Source organism: Trinickia sp. (assembly GCF_051953405.1).
GTDB lineage: Bacteria > Pseudomonadota > Gammaproteobacteria > Burkholderiales > Burkholderiaceae > Trinickia.
Map to the genome: position 1 here is coordinate 25731 of NZ_JBQCIV010000110.1, position 11235 is coordinate 36965.

11 protein-coding genes are annotated in these 11235 nt (G+C 61.3%); 9 read left to right on the forward strand and 2 right to left on the reverse strand.

What is annotated here, in order from left to right:
• The first annotated feature begins 191 nt into the window (after positions 1-191).
• Positions 192-2840: a two-partner secretion domain-containing protein gene (locus ACTHN9_RS19080; RefSeq protein ID WP_440538335.1), complete on the forward strand. Its 2649-nt coding sequence runs from the start codon at positions 192-194 to the stop codon at positions 2838-2840.
• Positions 2841-2868: 28 nt separating this feature from the next.
• Here ACTHN9_RS19080 and ACTHN9_RS19085 read toward each other — a convergent pair whose 3' ends face one another.
• Complete coding sequence (locus tag ACTHN9_RS19085) at positions 2869-5046, reverse strand: TonB-dependent siderophore receptor (protein ID WP_440538346.1); 2178 nt, start codon at positions 5044-5046, stop codon at positions 2869-2871.
• A gap of 297 nt (positions 5047-5343) precedes the next feature.
• Here ACTHN9_RS19085 and ACTHN9_RS19090 point away from each other — a divergent pair, with 297 nt between their 5' ends.
• The 3 genes from ACTHN9_RS19090 (at position 5344) to ACTHN9_RS19100 (ending at position 6859) form a co-directional block, all read left to right on the forward strand.
• Positions 5344-5967: a glutathione S-transferase family protein gene (locus tag ACTHN9_RS19090; RefSeq protein ID WP_440538347.1), complete on the forward strand. Its 624-nt coding sequence runs from the start codon at positions 5344-5346 to the stop codon at positions 5965-5967.
• A gap of 237 nt (positions 5968-6204) precedes the next feature.
• Complete coding sequence (locus tag ACTHN9_RS19095; RefSeq protein WP_440538336.1) at positions 6205-6666, forward strand: RidA family protein; 462 nt, start codon at positions 6205-6207, stop codon at positions 6664-6666.
• 58 nt (positions 6667-6724) lie between these two features.
• Complete coding sequence (locus tag ACTHN9_RS19100; RefSeq protein ID WP_440538337.1) at positions 6725-6859, forward strand: hypothetical protein; 135 nt, start codon at positions 6725-6727, stop codon at positions 6857-6859.
• On the opposite strand, the gene ACTHN9_RS19105 is transcribed toward ACTHN9_RS19100, so the two are convergent.
• The gene (locus tag ACTHN9_RS19105) at positions 6847-7269 is read right to left on the reverse strand and encodes a ribonuclease E inhibitor RraB (RefSeq protein WP_440538338.1); all 423 of its coding nucleotides are present in this window, start codon (positions 7267-7269) and stop codon (positions 6847-6849) included. The genes ACTHN9_RS19100 and ACTHN9_RS19105 overlap by 13 nt on opposite strands.
• A 582-nt stretch (positions 7270-7851) precedes the next feature.
• Here ACTHN9_RS19105 and ACTHN9_RS19110 point away from each other — a divergent pair.
• The 5 genes from ACTHN9_RS19110 to ACTHN9_RS19130 all read left to right on the forward strand — a co-directional run.
• Positions 7852-8187: a toxin-antitoxin system TumE family protein gene (locus tag ACTHN9_RS19110; protein WP_440538348.1), complete on the forward strand. Its 336-nt coding sequence runs from the start codon at positions 7852-7854 to the stop codon at positions 8185-8187.
• Positions 8105-8473 carry an HVO_A0114 family putative DNA-binding protein gene (locus tag ACTHN9_RS19115; RefSeq protein ID WP_440538339.1) on the forward strand — a complete coding sequence of 123 codons (369 nt, stop codon included), beginning with the start codon at positions 8105-8107 and terminating at the stop codon, positions 8471-8473. The genes ACTHN9_RS19110 and ACTHN9_RS19115 overlap by 83 nt, the downstream gene beginning before the upstream one ends.
• Positions 8474-8802: 329 nt before the next feature.
• The gene (locus ACTHN9_RS19120) at positions 8803-9540 is read left to right on the forward strand and encodes an SET domain-containing protein (protein WP_440538340.1); all 738 of its coding nucleotides are present in this window, start codon (positions 8803-8805) and stop codon (positions 9538-9540) included.
• A 267-nt stretch (positions 9541-9807) separates the two neighbouring features.
• Positions 9808-10242 (forward strand): hypothetical protein, encoded by a 435-nt coding sequence (locus tag ACTHN9_RS19125; protein WP_440538341.1) that lies wholly within the window; start codon positions 9808-9810, stop codon positions 10240-10242.
• Positions 10235-11235, forward strand: a 1001-nt coding sequence (locus ACTHN9_RS19130) for a hypothetical protein (RefSeq protein WP_440538342.1), incomplete at its 3' end; no start/stop codon positions are given. The genes ACTHN9_RS19125 and ACTHN9_RS19130, both read left to right, overlap by 8 nt.

Genomic DNA, 11235 nt, shown 5'->3' on the forward strand with positions numbered 1-11235 from the left:
GCGGCAAACCCGGCACTGTAACGAACGGACAAGACACGGCCGCCGGCAAGATGGCGGGATCGACGGTTGTTTTGGCGGTGCCGGCTACAGGAAAAATTCTTAAGATGAATCAATGATGGGCTGTTCCCGCTCATGGAAATCACGCGTGCCGGGACAGGTCTGCTCTTCCATAAAAAGCTGGAGTTACCGGGATGCTTCTTACGCCGAGTATGAAACACGCGCGCCGCTCGAATCGCACGATACTCCCGTTACTCGCACCGATCTTTCTCGCCGGTCCGCTCTTCATGCCGGGCACGACGCTCGCCGCAGGCCCCCTGCCGCAAGGCGGGCGATTCGTCGCCGGTTCGGGTTCGATCACGGGCAATACGACGTCGCTTACGATCGATCAAACGTCCAGTCGCGGCGTCATCGATTGGAACAGCTTTTCGATCGATAGCGGTCATCGAGTCAGAATCGAAAACGGCACCGGCGCGACACTCAATCGCGTGACGGGCCCGATGCCTTCATGGATATTCGGCACGCTGCAGGCCACGGGCAGCGTCTATCTGATCAATCCGCAAGGCATCGTCATCGGCAAGAGCGGCAATGTCTCCACCGGGGGCCGGTTCGTCGCATCGACGCTCGACACGGATAATACGGCGTTCATGAACGGCACCGCCCTCACGTTCTCGAGCCCGCCCGGCGCCGTCAAAGGCACCGTCGTCAACCTCGGCAACATCGCCTCGAGCGGCGGCGACGTGTTCCTGATCGCCAGCAAGGCGATCGAAAACGACGGCACGATCGATGCACCGAAGGGAACGGCGGAGCTTGTCGTCGGGCAGCAGGTTCTGCTGCAAGATTCCACCCAAAGCCAGCAAGTGTTCGTCCAAAGCGGCAGCGGCGGGACCGTCACGAATCGCGGCACCATCGAAGCGGCGCAAATCAGTTTGCAAGCGGCCGACGGCAATATCTATGCGTTCGCCGGCAATCACGCCGTCGTGCGCGCGAAGGGCACCGCCACGCGTGACGGTCACGTGTGGCTCGTCGCCGATACGGGCCACGTTGCGATGGGCGGCACCCTCGAAGCGACCGACGCGAACGGTAGCGGCGGCACCGTCGATACGAACGCCGCGACCTTGCGGATGACGGACCATCCGAACGTTCGGGCAAGCCAGTGGAACATCGCTACGCCGGCCTTCACGATCGACGGCGTCGCCGCGAGGGTCTTCACGCAGGCGCTCGACGCCGGCACCTCCATCGACCTGGAAACGACCGGCGCGGGCGGCGCAACCGGAGACATCGGTGTCGCGTCCAGCATCCATTGGATCGGCGCGGCGTCGCTGACACTCGGCGCCTATCGCTCGTTGACGATCGATGCCGCCACGAGACTGAAAAATTGCGGCAGCGGGAATTTGACGCTGCGCGCCGATTCGCAAGCGATCGATAACGGCGGCAGCGTGACGAACAACGGCACGGTGGACTGGTCGAAGAGCCAGGGCATCGTCAGCGTGCTCTACGACATGAACGGAACCTATCGCCCCGGCACGCTGCTCTCCAACGCATCGTGGACCGCGCCGGCCTACAGCGGCCTGTCGACACAGATCACCGGCTACAAGCTCGTCAATTTCTTTAGCGATCTAGAAAACGTCAATAACGATTTGGCCGGCAACTATGCGCTCGGCCGAGACATCGACGCGAGCAGGACGAGCGACGGCTCGTACGTTCCGCTCGCCGGCGGCAACACCCCCTTCACCGGCCAATTCGACGGCCGGGGCCATACGATCACTGCGTTGACGATGCAAGGGGTCGGCTCGCAATCGATGGGCATGTTCGGCACCATCGGATCGAACGCGGTTGTGCACGATCTGAATGTCAACGGCAATGTGGCGATGGCGCTGGACCCGCAAGACGGTTGGGAAGACGCCATCGAAGGCGTCCTGGCCGGCGTGAACCAAGGCTCCATCTTGCGCGTCCACACCTCCGGCAGCATCTGGGACGTCCATGGCACCCAAGACATCTCGCTGGCCGGCGGCCTTGTCGGATTGAATCTCGGCAAGATCCAGCGCTCGAGCAGTGCCGCGATCGTCAACTCGGGGCACGCCGGCGGCCTCGTCGGCGAGAACGACGGCCTCATTTCGCAATCGCATGCATCGGGGCAGGTGCAAGGGGCGACCGCGGTCGTGATTTCGGACACCGGCCCGGCCGGCCTCGTGAGCTACAACCGTGGCACGATCACCGAATCGTATGCAACGGGCACGGTGCTGGCCGAGTGCAACGATACCCTTTGCGGCGGAGCAGCCGGGCTCGTCTACGGCAACTACTACGGCATCGTCAGCCAGTCGTTCTCGACGGGGGCGGTCGAGGCCGGCCGGTGCGGCGCCGATAGTTGCGGTCGCGGCGCGGGGCTCGTGTTCAACAATGTCGGCGGATTGGTCAGTCAGTCCTATTCCACGGGCATGGTGATCGCCAACGGATGCATCACCCCTACTCTGTGCGGGACCGGTGCCGCACTGGTCGGCTTCAACGCCGGGACGATCGCCCAATCGTTCGCCACCGGGTTGGTGCTCGGCCCCTCCGTCCAATCGCCTACCGGTCCGCAAGTGCAGAGCTACGGCGTTGCCGCCGACAACGAAGGCAACATCGGCAGCGACGTGTATTGGAACAAGGAAACCACCACCGCTACGACCGGCGCCGGGCTAGGCTCCGCGGTCTCGCCCTCGAACGGACTGACCACGGCCCAAATGTCGGATCCGGCGAACTTCCCCGGTTGGGACTTCAGCTCGACCGGCGTGTGGGCGATGCCGGCCGGCTGGAATCATCCCGTCTTGCGATGGCAGCTCGATCCGACCCTCGCTCGATGATCGACCGGCCTCGCCCATCGTCGGCTTCTCACCAATCGTATTTGGCGCCGGCAACGACGGTTCGCTCGTTGCCGAAGGCGCAGATGGAAATCGACTGGCAACCGCTCACGTAACGACGGTCGAAGAGATTGTCCACGTTGAGCGAGAAGCGCCAATGGCGTGTGTCGTAGTGCAGCGCCGCGTCGTACACGGTGTAGCTCGGTACCGTGAGCGAGTTGTCCGGCGCACCCGCCGACGCGCTTTGGTAGCGGATCCCGCTGCCGACGCCCAATCCCGCAAGGGCGCCGCTATGCCATGTCCAGTCGGCCCACAGCGACGCCATTTGGCGCGGGCGCGGGGTATCGACAGGCCAGTGGTTCAGCGACGCATCGTTCGCCTTCACGTTCTTGACGTCTTGATAGACATACGAAGCGATGACCGACAGCTCGCGCGTGACGTTCCCGACCGCGCTCAACTCGATGCCGCGCGAACGCACCTCGCCCGTCTGCACCGATGACAGGCCGGTCGGATCTAGGCTTTTCGGTGCGGGGGTCACGACGTTCGTCTGCTCGATCCGATAAGCGGCGGCGGCGAGCATGAGCCGCTTGCCGAGCGGCTCCCAGCGCAGCCCCGCTTCGATCTGCTTGCCGCGCGTCGGCTGGGGCAAGACGCCGCCGAACATTCTCACGCCGATGACCGGATCGAACGACGTCGAATAGCTCACGTACGGCGAAAGCCCATAGTCGCCGCGATAGACGAGGCCCACGCGGCCCGAGAACGCGCTGACGTCCTGGCTCGTGTGCGTACCGGCCCCGCGGTCGTCCTGACGCACGTCGACCCAATCTTCGCGACCGCCGAACGTCAAGGTCCAGCGGTCCCATCGCACCTGGTCTTGCGCGTAGGCGCCGACCGTGTTCATCGCCGTATACAGGTTGGGGTGACCCAACGCCGTCGGGCCCGAGAAAATCGCGCTCGTGACCGGCGTATAGACGGGATGGTAAAGGTTCAGGCCAGGGGCCAGCGCGAGCCATTCGCTATCGGTCGTCGTCTGCCGGTTGAACTGCAACCCGAGCAGCACCGTATGCTCGAGCGGCCCCGTACCGAAACGCGCCTGCGCGCGGTTGTCGATGTCGATGCGGCTGTAGTTGAATTGGAAGAGCCCCGCGTAACGCGTCAGATCGGTCATGCTGGGTCCGGCGAAGCCGGCGCCGAAAACCGACGCGTCGTCGAGCGACAGATGCATCCAACGCACATCCTGGCTCAGCGTCCATATCGAATCGAGATCGTGCGACAACCGATAGCCGAGCGACCACTGCTTCTTCCGGTAGTCGTTGAAAGTCGGATCGCCCGTGTAGACGTCATGCGTCAGTTGTCCATTGGGATTCGGCAAAAGGGTGCCCTGCGCCGGCAGGAAGTTGTGCGAAAAATCGCTCCGATCCTGCAGGTAGGTGGCGGTGAGCGTCAACGACGTATGCGCATCGGGCTGCCAGCGCAGCGAGGGCGCCAACGCCACACGCTGCTGCGCATGCGGGCCGGTGAGCGCGTTGCCGTCGTCCGCCACGCCGACGAAGCGGTAGGCATATCGACCGTCGGCGTCGAGCCGGTCGCCGATGTCGAGCGTCGCCTCCTTGCGCGCGTAGTTGCCGATCTGTACGCCCGCTTCGCGCACGCGCCGGCCGTCCGCCTGCTTCGTCCGCACATCGATGATCGCACCGGGATCGCCGGCCCCATAGAGGACCGATGTCGGCCCGCGCAGCACCGTGATGCCGTCGATCGCATAAGGGTCCACACGCCAATCCGCGATAGGCGTCGTGGCCGGCGCTTGCAGCCCGTCGACGAACAGCGTGGGCCGAAAACCTCGCAACGTCGCATACAAATCCGAGCGGTTATCGGAACCGTAGGACCCAAAGCCCGGCAAATAGCGTAGCGCCTGATTGAGGTCCGTCGCGCCGGTCATGTCGATCTGCTGCTCGGTCACGACGTTGGTCGTTTGGGGAATGTCGACGATCGGCGTGTCGGTTTTCGTGCCGGTTTCGGTGTGCGTGCCGACCAGCCCGACCGACGATCCGTTCGCCACGCCTCGCACCACGATCTCCGGCAACGTCGTACCCGTTGCGGCGCGCTCGTCCGCGGAGCGCACCGTCTGCGCATTGGCGTTGCCAGCCGCGACCGTGCAGGCCATGGCGCACCACATCGCACCGACGGCGGCGGCGCGGCGGCGCGGCATCCGCCCTTCCCCCGGTGTGGGTTGCGAGAGCCACGCACGCGGCGGCGAATCGCACCGAACGGACGAATCCGAATGCTCCGCGCGCTGCCGGCCAGAGAGAGGTTGCAAGTTCATCGAGTCTCAATGCGAAAAGAATGACGGACGGCACGATACACGAATGGCGCGGAGCGTTGCCGTTTTCGCGTGCCGATTTCGCGACGCATGGAAGTGGAACGGCGCAGATTCGATGAACTGTACATTGAGTGCGATAGCGAATGGGCTCTAGACTCTGGGCATCGGAACCTCAACGGCGCGACCATGCTCGAAATTCTGGGAAAGGCATCCTCCATCAATGTCCGCAAGGTGCTGTGGACTTGCGTCGAATTGAATCTTCCTTTCGAGCGGGAAGATTGGGGATCGGGTTTCCGATCCACGCAGACACCCGAGTTTCTTGCATTGAATCCTAACGCTCTGGTGCCGGTCCTTAAGGATGGCGATTTGGTGCTTTGGGAATCGAATTCGATCATCCGCTACCTTGCCTCTCGCTACGAGGGCGCGCATCTGTACCCGACCGATCCGGTCGCGCGCGCGCCGGTCGATCAATGGATGGACTGGCAAGCCGCCGAACTCAATCGATCATGGAGCTACGCCTTTCTCGGCTTGGTCCGGCAATCCGCGGCACACCAGGCGGCGGAGGAAATCGGGCGTTCGTTGGAAAGCTGGACCCGACATATGCGCATACTGAACGACCGGTTGCTTGCCACCGGGGCCTTTATCGCCGGGAAAGCCTTTTCTCTCGCCGACATTCCCGTGGCATTGTCGATCAACCGTTGGTTCGGCACCCCTTTCGACCACCCGCATTTGCCGGCCGTTTCCGACTATTTCGATCGATTGAGCGATCGTCCCGGCTTTGCCGCTCATTGTAGAAATGGGCTGCCGTAATCGATGTGTGCCGGCTATTGGGCTGGGATTCGAATGGCCGGTATCGACGAAGCACTTCCTGGCGACTGTGGCGTACCGAAGTTTGGTAGCATCGGCCATTACTTCGCGACAAGCGCTGCCGCTCGCTCCCGTCGCTGCGGCCATTCGCTACGGTGGATAGACGGCACGTGTGCCATGTCGGCTGGAATGGCACGACATGGCACGGCATGGCAGATTCCTCACTCTGGATAGACCGCTATGGATGACATCGAACGGCGATTGATCGAACTCGGCATCACGCTCCCTGCACTGACGCCCGCGCGCGGCAATTTCGCGCTTTATGCCCGCCATGGAAAGACGATTTATCTGTCGGGCAAAGGGGCGCCGCTTCGCGAACTCGATCATCCCGCCGAGAAAGTCGGAGCTCAGATTTCCGTGGCGCAGGCGCAGGGCTATGCCCGAGAGGTAGCGATTTATCTGCTCGCCGTCATGAAGGAGGCGCTCGGTGGTTTCGAGCATTTGGGCCAGCTCGTGAAGGTGTTCGGGATGGTCAATGCGGCGCCGGATTTTGCCCGACATACCGAAGTCATCAACGGCGCCTCCGATTTGTTTGTCGATGTGCTGGGCGATAAGGGCGTCCACGCGCGCTCGGCGATCGGTGTGGGGTCGCTGCCGCGCGGCTTTGCGGTGGAAATCGAGGCGATCGTCGAACAGGCTTAGCGCGGGCCCCTGCTCGACCGCAACGGTCCGAGCCAGCGCGACCGAGGCGTTCGCCCGGATGTGGGCGAGTGCGGCCGATGGGTGCTTCGCCGCGCAAGCCAGCTTGCATCCGATGTTCTCGCTCGACCCGAAATCGCGGGATGCGATGCTGCTCGATAGTGCGCTGGGGGCGGCGACCGATCAGGCGCAATAGGCCCGGTTCGGTTTCTGAACGACGCACCCCCAACCGTCGTAGGTGAGCCCAAAAATCGCCGAGATACATGTCATGAATCCAGATACGGCCAAGATGTTGTGCTGGAGAATGGGCATGTGAATAACGACAAGGACACGAAAGTGGTCGTCAACTTGTTGCACCTCAGCGCGCCCGTACTGGTAGTCGTTCAAAAAGCTCGCAACGGTGGAAGCCTTCTCGGCAGAGGACGCGAGCAGGCAAAAATCGACATCGCGGGCGGTGCCGAAGTCATCTCCTTTCGCATCCATCGCACGCAAGTGATCGACGTCGGCGACTGCGGTTTCCGTCAGGGACTCGACAATCGGCACGGTATTCACCTCTGTTCTTTTGTTGAAGATCGGGAAGAAGTATTGGCGGATCATATCCTGCATTGCTGCGCTTATCTGTCGGCAACGAGGTATTTTCTCTTGTCGGCAGAACGGTCGCACGGTTCGACCACAGTCGCATTCCCGATCGAATGCCAAAACCGATTGGAGCCTCGGCTAGTTCGACATCGGCCCCGGCCTCGGGTCGTTGGCCTCTATTCAGTTGAATGCGGCCTCCGCCGCTTGCTCCGACATCGCGCTCAGCGGTCTACCGCGCCCCAGCGCCTTGCGAAGCAGCCGCCGACGGGCCTTCCGGCGCAGACGCGCACAACCGTCATCTGGTCCTAGAAACAAGAGCTTGTGCCGAAAAAGCGGCTTGGGCTCATTAGCATCTGGCCACTCGCGGACCTACGCATGTCCGTGCAGCACCACGTACCGGCGAATGACGACCGAAATCGGCGCCGCACCGGTCCTGCGCGGACGGTCCCGGAGTCAGTCGATTGATAAAGTTATGACCCGGTGATAACATCCATGCATACGAATGTGCACGATCCCGGCCTCGACGCGCTGCTCTACCTCGACGGGGAAACATTCGTCGTGGATTCAGGCGGCTAATGTTGGGCGAAGTTTCAGGTGAAGCGGTGCGCCGTGACGGCGGAGCGACCTCAGGGGATTCGGTATTCGCTCACGCTCCATGACGAGACTGGCTCTCGCCTATTGGGCTTCGATAACGCGCACTCCATCCGCGAGGGCTCTGGACCGGGCGCGCGTACGCGCATCGAATATGACCACAAACATCGTGGCCCCCAGGTCCGTTTCTATTTCTACGAGGACGCAGCCACGGTGCTAGCGGACTTCTGGGTCGAAGCCGAGGCGATTCTCGCGAGAAGGAGTAGTCAACATGAGCACCACCAACGTCTTGAAGGTCGGCATCGCGTCGCTCGAGCAATACAAGGCTCGGACGATGGCAATCGCGCGGGGTGAATATGTGCCCAGCCCCGATGAGCCAAAAGTTTGGTTCCAGTCACTCGAAACGCTGGCGCAGGTACTTTCCGACAAAAACCGGTCGTTGCTCGCGCTCATCGCAGAGACGAAACCGGCGTCGCTGAGCGAGTTGGCCGAACGCTCCGGCCGCGCGAAGTCCAATCTCTCGCGCACGCTTCGGACCATGGAGCGATACGGACTCGTGCATTTCGAAGAAGGCGAGGGCCGGGAAGTCGCGCCACGCGTCAACTACTCCGGCGTGGAGTTGGAAATGTCTTTTGGATAGCGCCAGCCGCCGCTTCCGCCGTTGCTAAGACTCGTTCTCGACTAGGTCTCGTCTTTGCCATGCCCAGATGGCAAAGCTTCACAAAGACAGCCATTTTCGCAACGCCTCCCACGCCCTCAGTTTCTCGGCATAGGGCATAGCCGCATAAGCGCTACCGGCATCTAGTCCTAAAAAACCGGACGTGCAGCGAATAGGCGACATTTGTGGTTAGCATCTTGCAGATTTGGCGCAGCGCGGACGCCGCGAAAGAGACTTGCTATTGGCCGAGCTGTCCGGGCTTCGCTAGCTGAGCGAGCCAAATACTTTCCGCAAACATGGAGAATACCCCTATGGCAGCACTCTCACGTCGCTTTTCCGTCGCGCCGTGGGGCAAAGAGCAGCAGCTCATTGCTTCCGAGTCGATCAAAGAAGGCGAAGTGATCGTATGCGAAACGCCGCTGGTCTACGCTCTCGATCTGCAACCGCAATACGGTACTCCGGTTTGGGACTTGGTCGATAAAATTCTATCGAAAGCTGATCTGACGCAGCGCTATTGCACCTTACGTCTGAAGACAACGAAATTTCGCATGGATCGGGAGGACGAGCAGAACGAGCGAAATTTAGCGAACAAACACAGACGAACTAGGGATTTTGTCAAAAAACTTTACTTCAGCGTTGCCACTAACAATATTGGATATGTGGATGTCGATCGCCAAGTCATCGGCCATGGTATTTATCCCTTCGTGAGCCGAGCCAACCATTCCTGTCGCCCAAACGCGACTTACCAACCGGGTGACATCGAGAAAAGGCAAGTCGCGCTGGTGGCTCTTCATGATATTCGGGTGGGGGATGCTGTCACCTGGAGCTATCCACAGTCGGCTAGTTTTGACGATGCCGACTATGCTGCGCGCAACCTCGCTTTGATGGATGTTTATCGTTTCGTCTGTAGCTGCGCAAGATGCCAGGCGGAAATTCCAGCAGAGCTTGCGATGCTACCCAACCTTCCCCGGTACTTCGATGATCGGATCGAGAACGTGACGCGCAGGCGGGCCGAGGAAATAGTTAAACGTCTAAGGGGGAAACGTTAACAGGTCCGAACACCCCGGGGGGCCCGCCAGCGCTCCCCAACCAAAATGCTAAAACCGATTTGGTTTTGGTCAATTTGACACCTAACGCGGTTCGTTCTCTGACCTATCCACGAACCCGCTGGTGGCGTCGTACCATGCACTTACCACGCGATCGACTACCGGCGATGGTCGTTGGCCACCGGCTGCGGACCGTGAGTAGCGGTACGGTACAATTAGTTATTGACGCTATGGCGGACAGCCTTAGTGGCGAACGCCCGGTGAGCCTCCATGAAGACTCGATACAACCAGTTCAATCCGAAGCGACGCATCCTTAGACCGGACGCCAGCGAACTCGCTCGCCTGAACACCTTAGCGAGCGCGGTCAGCTATGGTGGAAATCCAGAACACAAAAGAAATCCGGGGGACTTCGGTTTGACGCCGCCGTCCGATCCGCGCCCGGCAAAGTCGCTTTGTGACGCCGCGAACATTTTTAGCCGCGCGGTCGCACATGGGCTTCTCAAAAAAGGGCTGCAAAAGGGCCTCGTCAGTGACAGGACAGTCGACGGATGGCCGAAGAACGTTTGGGCTGTCACTGAGACCGGAGTGCCGCTGGAAGCGCAGTTAGAGAACCCAGCGCTCGGGAGCTACCATGGGTATCCCATGCCAGACAGCGATCCGCTCGCGAGCGAAGTCGTCAAGCGATGGGAAGACGTCCATGGCTAAGTTGCGCTTCGAGTATGAATGGCTATCCGCAGGATCGGACGCGCCCGTGTTCCGCGAAACGACAGCGCAGCTCGCGCTGCACGTCGGCAATACCTGCTTGACTCGTAACGAGGACATTTGGTCGAAGACAGTACGCGATTCCGTTTTGGTATCTACCTATCCGCTTGCCTTGTGGTTCGCTGCGTCCTGGTGGAGGTTGCTTTGGGAGCCGTTGCCGGAGCACGGCATTCGTCCGTCGCTCGACTGGCGGATGGCTCACGAGATGGGCGCTGCCAACCATGGATTTGTGTGGCCCCGGGTGTTGTTTGCGTCGGACGGAGAATTCGTCAGTATTTGGGCAGAGGCGAGCAAGCCGCAACCTCAGTCTGTGAACTATCTGGCCGGTCTTGATGTCCCGCAACTCATACCGATTGATGAATTCCAGCCGGGCGTTAGCGGCTTCATCAATGCGGTGTTGAGCCGCCTCAGGGCAGTCGGACAGGCCGGCACAGAATTGGAGGCGCTCTGGGGCTTGGTGCTTGAAGACATATCAAATCCATCGATAGCCGGTGTTCGGCGCCTGGAAGCTCAGCTAGGGTTCGATCCCGACGAATGTCCGCACAATATCGTGAGCCGGGCGCTAGCGCTTCAATCGCAGATGGGTGACGCGGCTATGTCTGAACTCGCGCCAATCTTTGGCAAGCGCGACGATGGCGTAGCACTTGGCCAAATCGAAGACCTCAGCGCTATTGCCGGGATACGGGGCACACCGACAGTACAGCCGACCGATGTTGCGATCGGGATCAGTGCCGCCTCATGGCGCCGTGGGGTCGATGCCGCCCAGCAGTTGCGTGCCCATATCTCAAACGCTGAAGATCCTATCGACGATAAGGCGCTCTCGCATCTGCTGGGTCTCACCGAAAGTCAGATTGAGTCTTGGTGGGGGGCCGCGGGCGGGGGGGGCGGGGGTGGGCGGCGGGGGGGGGGGGGGGGGGGGGGCGGCGGGGGGGGGGG

What these genes read in the sequence shown, in the direction of transcription:
- ACTHN9_RS19080 (WP_440538335.1), top strand. Translation starts at nt 192, where the DNA reads ATGCTTCTTACGCCGAGTATGAAACACGCGCGCCGCTCGAATCGCACG.
- ACTHN9_RS19085 (WP_440538346.1), bottom strand. Translation starts at nt 5,046, where the DNA reads ATGCCGCGCCGCCGCGCCGCCGCCGTCGGTGCGATGTGGTGCGCCATG.
- ACTHN9_RS19090 (WP_440538347.1), top strand. Translation starts at nt 5,344, where the DNA reads ATGCTCGAAATTCTGGGAAAGGCATCCTCCATCAATGTCCGCAAGGTG.
- ACTHN9_RS19095 (WP_440538336.1), top strand. Translation starts at nt 6,205, where the DNA reads ATGGATGACATCGAACGGCGATTGATCGAACTCGGCATCACGCTCCCT.
- ACTHN9_RS19100 (WP_440538337.1), top strand. Translation starts at nt 6,725, where the DNA reads ATGTGGGCGAGTGCGGCCGATGGGTGCTTCGCCGCGCAAGCCAGCTTG.
- ACTHN9_RS19105 (WP_440538338.1), bottom strand. Translation starts at nt 7,269, where the DNA reads ATGCAGGATATGATCCGCCAATACTTCTTCCCGATCTTCAACAAAAGA.
- ACTHN9_RS19115 (WP_440538339.1), top strand. Translation starts at nt 8,105, where the DNA reads ATGAGCACCACCAACGTCTTGAAGGTCGGCATCGCGTCGCTCGAGCAA.
- ACTHN9_RS19120 (WP_440538340.1), top strand. Translation starts at nt 8,803, where the DNA reads ATGGCAGCACTCTCACGTCGCTTTTCCGTCGCGCCGTGGGGCAAAGAG.
- ACTHN9_RS19125 (WP_440538341.1), top strand. Translation starts at nt 9,808, where the DNA reads ATGAAGACTCGATACAACCAGTTCAATCCGAAGCGACGCATCCTTAGA.